At 36.0% G+C, this 14,587-nt stretch carries 11 protein-coding genes, 1 tRNA gene and 1 pseudogene; 6 read left to right on the forward strand and 7 right to left on the reverse strand.

The features are described 5' to 3' along the window. Window positions 1-18: 18 nt before the first annotated feature. From R0F62_RS04650 to R0F62_RS06810, 4 genes and pseudogenes are all read right to left on the reverse strand, one after another. Window positions 19-1,101, reverse strand: a complete 1,083-nt coding sequence (locus R0F62_RS04650) for an efflux RND transporter periplasmic adaptor subunit (protein WP_274979221.1) — start codon at window positions 1,099-1,101, stop codon at window positions 19-21. Window positions 1,102-1,302: 201 nt separating this feature from the next. Further along, the gene (locus R0F62_RS04655; protein ID WP_010082532.1) at window positions 1,303-2,385 is read right to left on the reverse strand and encodes a Fic family protein; all 1,083 of its coding nucleotides are present in this window, start codon (window positions 2,383-2,385) and stop codon (window positions 1,303-1,305) included. A gap of 237 nt (window positions 2,386-2,622) precedes the next feature. Next, window positions 2,623-4,371: a DNA primase gene (gene dnaG, locus R0F62_RS04660; protein ID WP_274979220.1), complete on the reverse strand. Its 1,749-nt coding sequence runs from the start codon at window positions 4,369-4,371 to the stop codon at window positions 2,623-2,625. A 615-nt stretch (window positions 4,372-4,986) separates the two neighbouring features. Further along, window positions 4,987-5,076: pseudogene (locus R0F62_RS06810) on the reverse strand (WPE palindromic element domain-containing protein); the annotation flags it as partial. A gap of 195 nt (window positions 5,077-5,271) precedes the next feature. Between R0F62_RS06810 and ubiG the strand changes: the two are divergent. Continuing rightward, the gene (gene ubiG / locus R0F62_RS04670; protein WP_010962529.1) at window positions 5,272-6,447 is read left to right on the forward strand and encodes a bifunctional 2-polyprenyl-6-hydroxyphenol methylase/3-demethylubiquinol 3-O-methyltransferase UbiG; all 1,176 of its coding nucleotides are present in this window, start codon (window positions 5,272-5,274) and stop codon (window positions 6,445-6,447) included. Window positions 6,448-6,458: 11 nt separating this feature from the next. Here ubiG and R0F62_RS04675 read toward each other — a convergent pair whose 3' ends face one another. Next, window positions 6,459-6,881: a TrbC/VirB2 family protein gene (locus R0F62_RS04675; protein ID WP_317051343.1), complete on the reverse strand. Its 423-nt coding sequence runs from the start codon at window positions 6,879-6,881 to the stop codon at window positions 6,459-6,461. Between the two features lie 157 nt (window positions 6,882-7,038). On the opposite strand from R0F62_RS04675, the gene metG reads away from it, so the two are divergent. After that, entirely contained in the window at window positions 7,039-8,676 is a 1,638-nt protein-coding gene (gene metG / locus R0F62_RS04680; RefSeq protein WP_038228048.1) for a methionine--tRNA ligase, read from the forward strand. 73 nt (window positions 8,677-8,749) lie between these two features. Here metG and R0F62_RS04685 read toward each other — a convergent pair whose 3' ends face one another. Next, a complete protein-coding gene (locus tag R0F62_RS04685; protein WP_010962531.1) occupies window positions 8,750-9,934 on the reverse strand; it encodes a hypothetical protein in 1,185 nt (394 codons plus the stop codon). Window positions 9,935-10,021: 87 nt separating this feature from the next. Further along, window positions 10,022-11,473, reverse strand: coding sequence for a replicative DNA helicase (locus tag R0F62_RS04690; RefSeq protein ID WP_010962532.1), 1,452 nt, complete (start codon window positions 11,471-11,473; stop codon window positions 10,022-10,024). A 114-nt stretch (window positions 11,474-11,587) separates the two neighbouring features. Here R0F62_RS04690 and R0F62_RS04695 point away from each other — a divergent pair. The 4 genes from R0F62_RS04695 (at window position 11,588) to R0F62_RS04710 (ending at window position 14,344) form a co-directional block, all read left to right on the forward strand. Then, window positions 11,588-11,670, forward strand: a tRNA-Leu gene (locus R0F62_RS04695). A gap of 24 nt (window positions 11,671-11,694) precedes the next feature. Next, window positions 11,695-12,291: an RDD family protein gene (locus R0F62_RS04700; protein ID WP_190321214.1), complete on the forward strand. Its 597-nt coding sequence runs from the start codon at window positions 11,695-11,697 to the stop codon at window positions 12,289-12,291. 810 nt (window positions 12,292-13,101) lie between these two features. Beyond that, window positions 13,102-13,776 (forward strand): RadC family protein, encoded by a 675-nt coding sequence (gene radC, locus R0F62_RS04705; protein ID WP_274979007.1) that lies wholly within the window; start codon window positions 13,102-13,104, stop codon window positions 13,774-13,776. Between the two features lie 277 nt (window positions 13,777-14,053). Next, window positions 14,054-14,344: a GIY-YIG nuclease family protein gene (locus R0F62_RS04710; RefSeq protein ID WP_010082530.1), complete on the forward strand. Its 291-nt coding sequence runs from the start codon at window positions 14,054-14,056 to the stop codon at window positions 14,342-14,344. The last annotated feature ends 243 nt before the right edge of the window (window positions 14,345-14,587 follow it).

Raw genomic sequence — 14,587 nt, forward strand, 5'->3', positions numbered from 1 at the left:
GTCAAAGGATCTTATGTCTTAAACCTTATCACCAGGCTTAACAAATAGGTGGCCCAATACTATTAACTTTATGGGTTTATCTTCGTTATTTGCTACTATCCAAACCCCATCGCTCTCATGATCAACAATTTCTATTGGTGCAAATACTACATAATTATTGTCATCAACAATCTTTATTCCAAGAGCACCCTCGTCACTTAAGCTCAGGGCTGAAGAAGGAACTTTATATGCAAATCTTTCGCCTGAAGGTAGCCTTACGTTGGCAGTTAGTCCCTGCAAGGATATCATTTTATTATTAGTCACCTTTACTTTTACCCTATAAGACCCAGTTTTAGGCTCAGCAATTTTACTAATAAAACTTACTTCACCTGCCAATTCTTTTCCGTCCAGCAAATTAATTTGAGCTGTGCTGCCTAGCTCTATTTTATTTACTTCATTTTCCGAAACGTATAACACTACAAGAATTTGATCGAAATTAACCACGTCAGCTATTTTTTGCCCAGCATTAACAAAATCCCCTTCGTTTGCATTGATTTTATCAATATAACCATCTATAGGAGATGTGACTGCAGTATTTTCTAAATCCAATTCTAGCCTTTTTAGGTCAGCTTTTGCACTTTGTAACGCAGTAAAAGCTGCTTCTACTTGTATTTGTGCCCCATAGCCTTTTTTATTCAGTTTGTGAGAGGAATCATACTCAATTTCACGCTGCTTTAATAAAGCTTTGGCTTTCTGAGCTTGCTCAATCCTGTCATAATCTTCTATCTTTAACACTACATCATCTCTTTTTACCTTTTCACCATCAGGTAAATAAATAGCAATAATCTTACCACTTATTTTTGAGACAAGGCTAGCTCTATGTAAGGGATTTACTGTACCAGAAAAATTTAAATATATAGTGCGGTTTTGCGGCGCACATTCTTGAGTTTTTACTGAAAAGCTACTAGTTGCATTATCGCTATGAACCGCCTGATCTTTTTTTAAAAATGCACTGCTGATAAAAAACAGTAGAATAAAAGCAATACTGGAAATGATGATTACTTTATTTCTCATCTTTAAACAATAGAATTTGTTGATCAATCTTGTTAGAAACAACTGCATAAACTTTCGAATCAGAAATGTAAGTATAATACATGTACCATTGTCACTCCATAAATAGTTTCATATGAGAACAAACACAAGATTTTCCTACAATAAGTAAGTTTTTTATTGCTAAAATGCAATTTTTAATCGAATAAAATTGCAAACAAAGTTGTGCATAAGACTGGATTTAAAAAAATCTCGAAAAACATACTAAAACTTTTAAATAATAACTTTATATCTAGTGGCTTTGCCTTCTCCAAGACGCTGTAAGTATTTCATCCCTAGCAGTTTCTTTGTAATTGCCTCTACTGTTCTTGGAGGAAATCCTAGAGCTTCTATAGCATCTTTTCTACTAAATTCTTTATCTGCAAGGCTAAGTGCCCATTCCCAGAAGAACAATTGTTTTCTTGATAATAAATATTCAGTATTCTCCCTCTCAAGAATATAATGCGCCTCATTTGCTTGCGTTTTGAGTACATTAAGAAAAAATATTAACCACGGGGAAATATCTTCTTTGCCACTTTTCCAGCTACTTTGTGTTTTATTAAGCGCTAAATAGTAATCAAGTTTGTTAGTTTCAATTATCTTTTCATGTGATACAATAGATACAAAATCATAACCCTGCTGCAACAGCATTAAATTAGTCATCAATCTACTAGTTCTGCCATTCCCATCTTGAAAAGGGTGTATTGCCAGATACTCAAAAACAAAGTTAGCAATAATAATAAGAGGATGCTTAAATTTATTATTTAAGGACCAGTGATACCAATCAATAAGCTCTTGTACTTCCTTTCTAACAAGGTAAGGTGGTGTGGGATCAAAAATTATACCAACAACTTTTCCATTCTGATCTTTTGCCTCAACTCTATTAGAACTTGCTTTGTATTTTCCTCTATGATACAAATCTTTTTCACTATAAAGTAGCATCTGGTTGTTAATGTGCAATATTGATGACTCACTAATTGGAATATCCGTATAATCATGAAATATTAGTGTAAGCATTTCTAAGTAGCCAGCAATTTCTTGCTCATCTCTATTTTTAAATTTTTTGACACGTAGGTTTTTATATAGATCCTCAACTTCTTTATCGGTTAGACGATTTCCTTCAATACGGTTAGAAGCGCCAGAAGATGTAACAATAACTGAATGAGTTAATCTTTCAATTGTTTGTGGTAGTAGTTTTTTCGTTATCTGCCAGCTATTTTTAACACTATCAACTGCAGTAATTAACTCGTACACTTGCTCAATTACAGGCCCTTCTAGGTTGAGACGCGTACTAAGACGAAAATTCTTCCAGTTCATATTCTTCTCACATGCATATTATGTGAGATAATGTGAGATAATGTGATAAAAGTCAATAGTAAACTTTATATGCACAGCAGAGCTAACTACAAAAATTATACATTTTCAAGTGATCCTAACCATATCAAAAACTACAGGGCAAAGCTGTTAGAGGAAGGCTTAATTAGTTAAAAATTTCAATCTTATGTAAAATATTGTCTTATTTTGTAATTTTCTTGTTGACTAACGAGACGATATCTACTTTTCAATAAACTCCATTTGCATTTCTTGTATACTGCTTTCTATTTGCTTTATTTGTTCTATCAACCTTTCCTCTAAGTCAAGATTACCGCTCAGCCTCGCTTCGGTTCTTTCTTTTCGTAATGCATTTAACTCTTTTAGTAACACTATATTATTCCACACAATTTCTGCAGATTTTCTCTCGTTCAGTTGGCTATTTAGTACACTAGTTTTTTCAAATACATACTTTATAACGTTAAACTGTTTCAATTCTTGTAACAAAGCCTCTTTATCGAGGTTGCTTTTGTTACTTATTACATCAATTATACGCTGTTGTAATCTTTTCATCTCATTAGTAAATTCAAAATGAGAAAATTGCTCAAAAAATATAGGACGGTTCAAGATTTCAGGAAATTCTACGGCTATACGCAAAATTACGGCCTGATTTTGCTCTGCTTCAATTAGCTCTGGAGACTTGTTATGAAGATACTCACCTTTTGTTGCTCTAGTTTTACTATTAAAAATCTGTTTTTTGAAGCTACTTCTTAGTTCACTAGCCTTATTGTAAAAATAATCTCTGTAATACCTTCTAATACTGCTGTTGCTAATAGTATTTACATATTCCATGAACTTGTGCTCAAGAATTGAATATTTTTCCGGAGCAAGTTTTTCATAATTTTGCAAATTGCTATCGATTATGTGATGCCATAAATATTCAGAATGCAGTTTTGTTGAATGGTCAAGAGCAGTCAACACGTCTTCTTTCTTGTATTCCAGTTCGTTACATATATCGTATGGATCTTTATTACTCGGCAAAGTCACAAACTTTAACGTGTATCCAGGCTCTAATATTAGCAGAGCAAGTTCTGCAACTCGAGTAGCAGCATGACGTCCAGCACTATCGCCATCCATACAGATGGAGATTTCTTTAGCAAATCTCCATAGATTTTTTATCTGTTCTGCAGAAATTGCGGTACCAAGCGGAGCAACTGCATTACTAATTCCCGCTTGATGTAGCGCTATAGCGTCCATATATCCTTCAACAACGAGTATGTGCTGTTTTTTACGTATTTCGCTTAAAGCAAAGTTTAATCCGTATAAATTCTCCCTCTTCTTGAAGAGCTGACTCTCTGGACTGTTTAAATATTTCGGCTGTTGCTCAGAACTTAGCGCACGTCCGCCAAAACCAATAACTCTCCCTGCAATGCTCTGTATAGGAAATATCAGCCGGTCATAAAAATAATCATGAAAATTTTTGTTTACTAATCCAATATCAATTAAAATTTTGTCTTCAATACCTGAAGAGTTTAAATACTCTTTCAAACCAGAGCTTGGTGCATAACCTATCTTAAATTTATCTATGATTTTAGGTAAAATCTTACGCTGCTTTAAATAATCTACAACACCTTGATTTTTTTGTGCAAACCAATTTGCAGCTAAATCAAGCGCTAAAAATAGTTTATTGCCCTCTTTTGTAATACTAAGATTTTTGGGCAGTTCAACACCTGTAACCGATGCTAATTTTTCCAATGCTTCTTTAAAGCTTAATCCTTCAGTTTGTGAAATAAATTCAAATGCATCACCACTAGCCAAGCAACCAAAACAGTAATATAACCCCTTAGTATTGCTCACCGAAAAAGATGGGGTTTTTTCGTTATGAAATGGACAGAGCCCAACAAAACTATCTCCTCTTTTTATTAATCTGACTTTTTTACCTACTAGGTCGGATAATAATAATTTTGATTTTATAATATCTATATGATCCATCTTGTTAAATTAGTAGTAGGATAAAAATTATATAGAATTTATACACATCTGACTCGAAATTTATTTCTATAACTAAAGCAATTTGGATTTACCGACAATGTAGCTATACAAATTCAAGAGCAATCCTGTCATCCAGGTAGCCCACAGAAACAAAAAACTTCCTTGACAAACCTCGCCAGCGCCCTTATCATGAAACTGAAGCTATTTATTTGTCTTCTCTGTACAGATTAAATGACAAAAAAACTCAACGTATCTGGCGTCTCATGTTTAATTTTTTGCACTATGTGCACCTTATGTCTTTATCAAATTTCCGGGTTTTGACCTACAAAAGCTGAAATACGCTTATAAAGCATTTAAAACATTAAAAAACGCCAACTTAAAAAATGGATAGTGAATAACTAGCTACCCTAGGGTTTCTTTTGCCTTTTTTTCTGTTTAGTAAATTTCTTAACGTTTATAATTTAGATTAGTTGCGGCTTAAAAGCAGCTAAATCGCGGTTATTAAGTGTTTAGAATAAAAAAACGCCATACTTGAAAGTATAATGTAAGTAATTAGCCAACCACGGGGCTTCTTTTGCCTTTTTTTTCGTTTGGTAAATTTCTTAATATTTATACAGAAGGTGTCATTCCAGTGCTTGACACTGGAATCCAGTTCTTATTATACAGCTATCTGGTGTACTTATTTAAAATTAAGTTTTCTGGATCTCAGTGCCAAAGCACTGGGATGACACCCTTCCTGGCGGAGATTATTCTCAAATCACAATGTTCGTACAGTTGTGGAATGAATTGCGGTATGACGTAGGAAAACCTTAGCTATAGCTTTAGAACTCCCAAAAGGTCAGAAGCATTGAATGACTTGACAGAAAGTTCAAACCCATATAAAATGTCCTTATTTCTTATATGTTAGGTATAGTATCAATTGCCTCAGATCATGCTGGTTATGAATTAAAATCAGAAATAAAACCTTACCTGGAAGCCCTAGGTTACAGAGTAGTAGATCAAGGCTGCACTGCTAAGCAAAAGTGTGTAGATTACCCAAACTATGCTGTTAAAGTTGTAGAAGATATAACAAGCAAAAAAGCAAATTATGGGATATTAATTTGTGGTACAGGTTTGGGCATGAGTACTGTGGCAAATCGTTTTGAAGGAATCTACGCTGCTTTATGTAACAGTGTTGAGATCGCAAAATTAGCTCGCGAGCATGGCAACGCAAATGTACTGTGTCTTGGTGCAGGATTTACTGCGAGTGGATTAGCAAAAGACATAGTCAAACAATTCCTCGAAACAGAATTTTCAAAAGAAAGCAGACATAAAAAACGCCTTGATAAACTCAGCAATATAACCTCTAAGAAAAAAAAAACAAAAACTTATAACGAAGATGAAATATCAAAATTCGCTAAAATGGCAGGCCAGTGGTGGGATGAGAACGGCAAATTCAAACCATTGCACATAATGAATCCTGTTAGAGTATCTTACATTATTGAGAAAATAAAAGAGTTAAAAAAATGCAATTTGAAAGAATTATCATTGCTTGATGTTGGATGCGGTGGTGGCATTTTGTCAGAGTCAATGGCACGCGTTGGCATTAACGTTGTGGGAATAGATGTATGTGAAGAAAACATAAAAGTAGCGCATTCACATGCAAAAAAAGTAGGGTTAAATATAGAATATATACACACCAGCATTGAAGAGCTAAGCAATGACAAGAAGTACGACGTGGTTCTGCTGATGGAAGTAGTTGAACATGTGGATAATTTAGAGCTTTTCATGAAAAAAGCGATAGAACTGCTAAAACCGGAGGGGTTAATCTTTATATCCACAATAAATAGAACTATTAAATCCTTTTGTCTTGCAATAATTGGTGCAGAGTACATATTAAATTGGCTGCCAAAAGGTACACATAACTGGAATAAATTTCTCAAGCCGTCAGAAATTGCAAATCACTTAAGAGAAAATAATGTAACGCTGCAAAACATGGCTGGCATGGAGTACAACGTAATAAAGCGTGAGTGGAATCTAACTAAAGGCGTGGATGTTAATTATATACTCTGCGGTTTGTTAGATTTAACTCTATAAAAGCACCATTTTCACTTCCAATACTTTGAAGGATCTTGGCCAGCTTTTATACAGTAGCCTTTATTAGTTAGCGCCCAACCGGAACGACAAGCATAACCTGTACCTACACGTTCATATCCAGGAGCAGCAACACACTTTCCATTCTCCAAGGTTTGACCTTTAAAAAGACAACAAACTTCTTTTTCTGTTACCTTTGTTACAATTTGAGGAGCACCAAAAAGCACAGCAACAAACATACCCAGTGCGAAAAGTGCAGGCCAAGGCATTCTGCCAAATATTGCAAGTAAGCTTGAACCAATTATTACCACTGTAATCATTGGTCCACCTATTCCATGAACGTAACCTATTACATTACACATTACATCTGTTGCTCCATCAGCGTGTGCATCAAATGCATAGAAAACTATAAATAGAATTACAAGAAAATTTCTCATTGTTCTTTCAATAATCATGCCTGATTGTTTCTTATTTTAATAAAATTTCAGTAAATAGCTTTTTTCAAAAATTATGCTTAACCCAATCAATATTTATTTATTACTGCCTTTTTAATACTATAATTAACTCAGTTGATTTTTATCAAAATGCTAAACCATGGAACAATTCGAGAACTTTTACATCACCACGCCAGTATATTACGTAAACGATAAGCCGCATATTGGTCATGCATACACTTCTCTCTTGTGTGACGTGGTGGCAAGGTTCATGAAACTAGCTGGGAAAAATGTCAAATTTACCACTGGTACAGATGAACATGGACAAAAAATAGAAAAAGCAGCTAAAGCAAAGGAAATGCAGCCAAAAGAATTTACAGATGAAGTGAGCGTTTCATTTAAAGAATTGGCTAAGTTCATGAATTTTGAGTATGACGATTTTATTCGCACTACGGAGGAACGTCACAAAAAAGCAGTTATAGCTTTATGGAATAGACTTGAAGAGAGAGGGCAAATATATTTGGATTCCTATTCGGGTTGGTATTCAGTTCGTGATGAAGCATTTTATCAGGAGTCAGAGCTGATAGATGGCAAAGCACCAACAGGTGCTGAGGTCCAGTGGATAAAAGAAGAGAGTTACTTTTTTCGCTTATCAAACTGGCAAGAAAAATTACTGGAACTCTATAAAAATCAGCCAAGTTTTATCTTTCCTGAGAGCAGAAGAAATGAAGTGATATCGTTTGTAAGATCAGGGCTCATTGACCTCTCAATCTCTCGCACTAGTTTTAACTGGGGAATAAAAGTACCAGGTAATGACAAACACGTAATCTATGTCTGGATAGATGCATTAACCAATTATCTTACATCAATAGGTTTCCCTAGTACTGAAGGTGAGGAATATAAGAGGTTTTGGGCAGAACCAGAAACACAGATTCCAGTGTCAAGCACTGGAATGACACCAAACCAAGGGAAAACGCAGATTCCAGTGTCAAGCGCTGCAAACCTAGCTGACAACTCTTTCAACGTTCATGTAATCGGTAAAGACATATTGCGCTTTCATGCTGTATATTGGCCAGCGATTCTCCTTGCAGCAGACCTGCCACTGCCAAAACAAATTGCAGTTCATGGTTGGTGGTTGAACGAGGGAGAGAAAATATCCAAGTCCCTTGGTAATGTCATAGATCCAATTGGCCTCGCTCAAGAGTTTGGTGTTGATCAGCTACGCTATTTTCTCCTCAGGGAAGCAAGCTTCGGCCAAGATGGCAACTTTAGTAAGAAAAATATGATCAGCCGGATAAATTCAGAACTGGCAAACAACATAGGCAATTTAGTACAAAGAACAATTTCATTTTTACACAAGCAATGTTCTGGAATTGTACCAACAATCGATCAAAGCCTACTTAAAGGTGAAGAAAGTCTTCCAGGTTGCAAAGCTATACTCGATCAAGTGATGAATCACCTATCAAAGTATGAATTTAACCATATCATACTTCTAATCATCAACATCTCTTCTGAAGCAAATGCCTACATAGACAAAAGTGCACCCTGGACACTAAGCAAAACTGACAGAGAGCGCATGAATTTAGTAATTTACAAGTTACTGGAATATATCAGGATAATAGGCATTTTATTGCAGCCAATCGTTCCCAAGTCAGCAGAGATGATACTAAATCAACTGCAAATTCCGAAAGAACAACGAGATTTAAAATCTTTGTGCGACGCGTGCGTAAGTTCAGGCATAACATTGCCTAAACCTACGCCGGTTTTTTTGAGGGTTGATGCTAAAGAGGAGAAATAGTGTAAAAACTATTTCTCCTGGATGGGATTATCTTTAGTTAACGACGGTGCACACCGCTGTCTACATATTCAAGTTAGGTGGCAAGTGCCTTAGTTACTTTAGCACAATATGGTTTAGTAACATCAGCACCTATCACTACTACTTCAGTAATTGCCGACTTAACCTTTCCTAGGCTCCATGCAAACCAGCCTTGACCATTTTCTTCTTTAGTTGGCTGACTTTCTGGGCTAGAAATCTCAGTACCTTTTTCATCACCAGATTCTGCATCATAAAATACATCCTGATCTTCAGAAAGACTCATTAAATAACTTTTAGCAGCATCAACATTTAAATGATCAGGTTGCTTAGGAACGTTATCAATATTTAAATAATCCAAACTATTAGCTCGTTGCTTTTGCTCACTGGAAAGAACCTCAAGATTTAAATAATCCAAACGAGTTAGTTCTTGCATGCTAGGTTTAGATCCATCTTCACGCTTAAACTGCTCTTCCGGACTAGAAACCTTAGTACCATAAATCCTACTGTACAAGCTGCTTCCAACGCTGTTAAGTGCTCCTCTTACAGATGCAATTGACGCATCATAAGTATTTTTCAAGCCACCTCCAATACCACTAAGTGTTCCTTTTGTAGACTCAGTTGATGGCACATAATTATCGTAAGCATATTTGCCAGAATACAAGACACCATTAACTGCTTCTTTTGCAAACCAAACAGCGCTATTAACTGTTCCTTTTGCAAGCTGAACAGTGCCATCAGCAATTGCCACTTTTAATTTGTCTTCTTCTATCTTTTTATTTTTTTCAGCTAGTTGAGTTTTTTGCTCAGAACTTTTCTGCTTTTGAGTGCGTACTTGATCTTTTAACTTAGAATTTTCTTCCTCTTGAGCTTCTACTTTATTTTTTAACTTAGAATTTTCTTCCTCTTTAGCTTTTACTTCCGCTTCTTTTTTAGCTAGTTGAGTTTTTTGCCCAGAAATTGTTTGCTCTTGAGCTTTCATTTTATTTTTTAACTCAGAATTTGTTTTGTTCTCACTAATTGCTTGATACGAAAGTGCAATAGCTACAGCAGAAAATACAGCACCACCAATAATAAATGGAAGGCCAACACTTAATGCTGCAACTGGAGCTAAGAAACCAATATAAGGAGCTGCAGCAAACACTCCAGATGCTAATAAAGTTAAAGCAGCCAGAGTTCCAGCTATATAATAGGGTACATTGTTTTTATTCATCATCTCACGTATTATAAAATATAATACCATTACAAAAGGATTTTTAAGAAGTTGTCAAGCTATCTTTACATAAAAAAAATAATTGATAAACTTGGGAACAAGAAGATTGCTGTCAAGCTATGAACTATGCCTTTCCGTGTAATCTTTAAATGCACCTCTGTTAGAGTCAAAATATAGCTTCACACTGCCAATTGGCCCGTTCCTCTGCTTTGCAATAACAAGCTCTGCAATATTTCTAATTTTCTCCATTTTCTCTTGCCATTCCCGATGTTTATTGTTTCCTTCACTTGGTTGCTTTCTCAATTCGTAGTATTCTTCTCTATAGAGAAACATTACTATATCTGCGTCTTGCTCTATGCTCCCTGAATCACGTAAATCAGAAAGTTGTGGTTTTTTATCATCCCTCTGCTCAACAGAACGAGAGAGCTGAGATAGTGCAACAATGGGAATATTTAGCTCCTTTGCAATTGCTTTCAAACCCTGCGTCACTTCCGAGATTTCTTGCACTCTATTTTCATTACTCCTTTTTGTTGTTCCTCTGATTAGCTGCAAATAATCAATGAATACCACTTCTACATTATATAATTGATACAGCAAGCGTATTCTGGTGCGAAGGGCACTAATTGATAGCGCAGGGGTGTCATCTATGATGAAAGGCAGTTCAGATAATTCTGTACTAGTATTGATAAATTCATGCAATTCAAAATCACTAATTCTCCCGGTTAATGCCTTATAATAACTAATCCCTGAATCTATAGTGATCAGCCTTGCAGTTAATTGCTCTGCTGACATTTCAAGCGAGAAAAACGCTACATAGTGTTGCTTATCTGCTCTTTTTTGCAACATCTTACAAGCATTAAGTGCGATGTTTAGCGCCAATGCTGTTTTACCCATAGAAGGCCTTGCAGCTAAAATTAATAAATCAGATTTTTGTAGACCACCTAGAAGCTGATTTAGATCTTGAAGTCCGGTTGTAACGCCTAGCGCTTCTGGATTATTTTTCAGTGTGCTGATCTTCTCAACTACATCTTTAATTGAACTTGCAAGTTTTATATATGTTTTCTCACCTTGTTTTTTTACTGCCAAATTGAACAATTTTGTCATTGCTTGTTCAATTTGCGCCTGTGCAGGATTTTCAATATCGTAGTTGTAGCTATCACCAACTATTTCTTGCCCGAGTTTGATTAAACATCTCCTTAAGTAAGTATCACGGATTATTCTAGTCAAACTATAAATATCAAGTGCAATACTTGCCTTCGCTGCAAGCTTTGCTAAGTACTCTACCCCGCCACACTCGGTAAACGCTTGGTCGTTCTCAAAAAACATTTTGAGGCTCAGTTCATTGGCAACTATACCGTGTTTCCTGGTTTTAGATATTTGCGTAAAAATACTTTGATGCAGTGGATCATAGAAATTTTCTGCTGTAATTGTGTCTTCAACTGCATCACAGATTCTATTATCACGAATCATTGCACCAATAAGCATCTGTTCAGCTTCTAAATTATGCGGTAATTTACATATTTCCTTATCTACACTTCTTGAACTGAGGAGATTGGCTAATTCATTCATTTTAAGTTTTGAGAGTAACTGTTGATTATTGTAGAATATTTAGTCCTCATTTGAAAGATGTAAAGGCAAAAAAATTTGACTAATTCCGTGTTGCCTATAGCATTAAAACTTAATGCCCCTGTGGTGGAATGGTAGACACGGCAGACTCAAAATCTGTTGCTTGCAAAAGCATGCTGGTTCAAGTCCGGCCAGGGGCACGTTAAATATTGGAAAGTATATATATGTTACATAAATTTTTTAATCGTTTATTTTCTATTTTTTCTTCTATAAATGTTATTCAAAAGGTAAAGAAAGATGAAAATGGGATATGTTATGTAACGGGCCTCAGGCGCTATATATCAGTATTGCTTGATTTAATTATTATCGTTTTGTTCTTGCAGTTTTGCAGCCAAGCCTTTAATCAGCTCTTTACAAACTCAGAGGATAGCAAAATATTCAGCCAAGTTGCTGCAAAATCCCCAATGCAAGTGCCACTTTCTATAGAAGAAAAGGCAATGCAGAGTAGACTTGTAAAATTAATGATTCTAAATCAAATAGTCCAGTTTATTATGCTCTTTTGCTATGTAATATATATGTGGGTAAAGTTTGCTACTACACCTGGAAAACTATTATTTGGGCTTAGAGTTGTGGATGCACAAACTTTCGAAAAGATGACCCTAAAACAAGCAACAAAGAGATTTTTTTCCTTTATATTGTCAGTTGCACCATTGTTCTTGGGCTTTTTATGGTCAAATTTCAACAAACGCTGTCAAACTTGGCACGATAAGATCGCAGGCACAGTGGTTGTCACGAGTAAAAGCCTTAGAAGGCAGAGCTAAAAACTACTTGACACCCTTCGCCAGCCCCTTTATCATGATAGTGAAGGTATTCAGTTATCTTCATCTGTGCAGATTAAACAGCAAGAAAACAACGTAGTTGGCGTCTTATTTTTAATTTTTTGCACTATGTGCACCTTATGTCTTCACAACATTTCTGGGTTTTTACCTATATAAGCTGAAACGCGCTTATAAGTCGTTTAAGACAGTATAGTACGCCAATTTGCAGGATTAGAGAGTGACAACTAGCTAACGCGGGGTTTCTTTTGCCTTTTTTTCTGCTTAGTAAATTTCTTAAACATTTAAACTAAGGTGAGTTGCGTTTAAAAGCAGCTAAATTGCAGTGTTTAAGATTTAAAAAACGCCAAATACTGAAAATAGACAATGACTAGGGCTTCTTTTGCCTTTTTTTTCATTTGGTAAATTTCTTAATGTTTGTAGCTAAACGACAACCGTCATCCCTGTAAAGATCAAGTATCCCGCTACTTGTTAGCGGGACCTAGAGATACCGCGAATGAATCGCGGTATGACGGTTCACGGTGGCATGACGGTTAAGTAATTCGTCATCCCGCTACTTGTTAGCGGGATCTCTTGTTAGCGGATGAGATACCGCGAATGAATCGCGGTATGACGGTCTGCGGCGGTATGATGGTCTGCGGCGGTATGACGTAGAGCTCGCGTCAGCTACTTTCATGACACCATTTGCTGTCTTTAAAAATGAATGTTCTTACAATTGTGCGTCATGCGCTTTATTAAATATTTTACTTAAAAATCTAATTTCTTATTATACAAGAGATAAGCAATTCATTGATGATGAAAAATTACAAAAAGGGTCATAGAAAGCGCCTAAGAGAGAAAATTATTTTAGATAATGGACAATCATTACTTGATTATGAAGTTTTAGAGCACATTTTATATTCAGCATATAGTAGAATTGATGTAAAACCGGTGGCAAAGAGTTTGATAGAAAGTTTTGGCAGCTTAAATAAAGTTTTTAATGCTGACCTGGAAGCGCTGCAAAACGTTGATGATGTCAGCAATGCAGCGATATCTGCCATCTTTTGTGTAAAACAAGCCTTTGTTCGTTCTGCAAGAGAAGAAATAAAAAACCTGCCTGTAATCGATAACTGGGAAAAATTGCTTGATTATTTAAGAATAAGTATAGGAAGCCTCAATAAGGAAAATTTTCGTGTCATCTATATAAATAAAAAGTATCGTCTAATAGCGGAAGACTTGCAAAATATTGGTACAGTAGATCAAACTCCTCTTTATGTCAGAGAGATCATCAAGCGCGCACTTTTGATTGGTTCAACATCCATTGTAATATCTCACAATCATCCAAGCGGAGATACACAACCTTCAAATAGCGATATATCTCTCACTAGACAACTAGCAGAAGCTTGCCAAAGTATAGGAATAGAATTAATAGATCACATTATTATTACATTCAGTAGCTATTTTAGTTTCAAGGAAAATAGGTTGTTGTGAAAGCCTTTATAGCTACAGTAACTTAGATTTACCGACAATCGTCATTCCGCTACGTGTTAACGGCTAAGAGATACCGCGAATGAATCGCGGTATGACGTAGATTGCTGTCATCCCGCTGCTTGTTAGCGGCTGAGATACCGCCGCGGTATAGTAACTCGTCATCCCGCTACGTGTTAGCGGGATCTATCTGCGGCGGCATGACGGTAAGTTTTATTGTGGTATGATGGTGTAGTATAATGTTGGTAAACCTCAGTTACTTTAGCTATAAACGATTAAGATGAAGTTATCATATATCTATATACTTACAAATAAAGCTAATAGCACATTATATATTGGTGTAACTGCAAATTTGATCAAGAGGATTTGGGAACACAAAAACAAAATTGTTTCAGGTTTTACATCAAGATATAATGTAAATAAACTTGTATATTTTGAAGAGTTTGAAGATATAAGTTTAGCTATTGCAAGAGAAAGGCGCCTGAAAGAATGGCCAAGGCAGTGGAAAATTAATTTGATCAATCAAAAGAATCCTAGCTGGATTGACTTATATTACTTAGCTTTAAGATAGCTATGCTGAGATCCCGCTAACACGTAGCGGGATGACGAGAAAGGAGCAGCAGGATAACGGTTGAGTAATTCGTCATCCCGCTACTTGTTAGTGGCTGAGATACCGCGGCGGTATGACGGTTTGCGGTGGTATGACAGTTAAGTAATTCGTCATCCCGCTACTTGTTAGCGGGATCTATCCGCAGCGGTATGACGTAGGACTGCTGTCATTCCGCTACGTGTTAGCGGCTGAGATACCGCGAAT

The organism is Wolbachia endosymbiont of Drosophila aff. chauvacae BK-2020 (assembly GCF_032848195.1).
Taxonomy (GTDB): domain Bacteria; phylum Pseudomonadota; class Alphaproteobacteria; order Rickettsiales; family Anaplasmataceae; genus Wolbachia; species Wolbachia pipientis.

What these genes read in the sequence shown, in the direction of transcription:
- R0F62_RS04650 (WP_274979221.1), bottom strand. Translation starts at nt 1,101, where the DNA reads ATGCAGTTGTTTCTAACAAGATTGATCAACAAATTCTATTGTTTAAAG.
- R0F62_RS04655 (WP_010082532.1), bottom strand. Translation starts at nt 2,385, where the DNA reads ATGAACTGGAAGAATTTTCGTCTTAGTACGCGTCTCAACCTAGAAGGG.
- dnaG (WP_274979220.1), bottom strand. Translation starts at nt 4,371, where the DNA reads ATGGATCATATAGATATTATAAAATCAAAATTATTATTATCCGACCTA.
- ubiG (WP_010962529.1), top strand. Translation starts at nt 5,272, where the DNA reads ATGTTAGGTATAGTATCAATTGCCTCAGATCATGCTGGTTATGAATTA.
- R0F62_RS04675 (WP_317051343.1), bottom strand. Translation starts at nt 6,881, where the DNA reads ATGAGAAATTTTCTTGTAATTCTATTTATAGTTTTCTATGCATTTGAT.
- metG (WP_038228048.1), top strand. Translation starts at nt 7,039, where the DNA reads ATGGAACAATTCGAGAACTTTTACATCACCACGCCAGTATATTACGTA.
- R0F62_RS04685 (WP_010962531.1), bottom strand. Translation starts at nt 9,934, where the DNA reads ATGGTATTATATTTTATAATACGTGAGATGATGAATAAAAACAATGTA.
- R0F62_RS04690 (WP_010962532.1), bottom strand. Translation starts at nt 11,473, where the DNA reads ATGAATGAATTAGCCAATCTCCTCAGTTCAAGAAGTGTAGATAAGGAA.
- R0F62_RS04700 (WP_190321214.1), top strand. Translation starts at nt 11,695, where the DNA reads ATGTTACATAAATTTTTTAATCGTTTATTTTCTATTTTTTCTTCTATA.
- radC (WP_274979007.1), top strand. Translation starts at nt 13,102, where the DNA reads ATGAAAAATTACAAAAAGGGTCATAGAAAGCGCCTAAGAGAGAAAATT.
- R0F62_RS04710 (WP_010082530.1), top strand. Translation starts at nt 14,054, where the DNA reads ATGAAGTTATCATATATCTATATACTTACAAATAAAGCTAATAGCACA.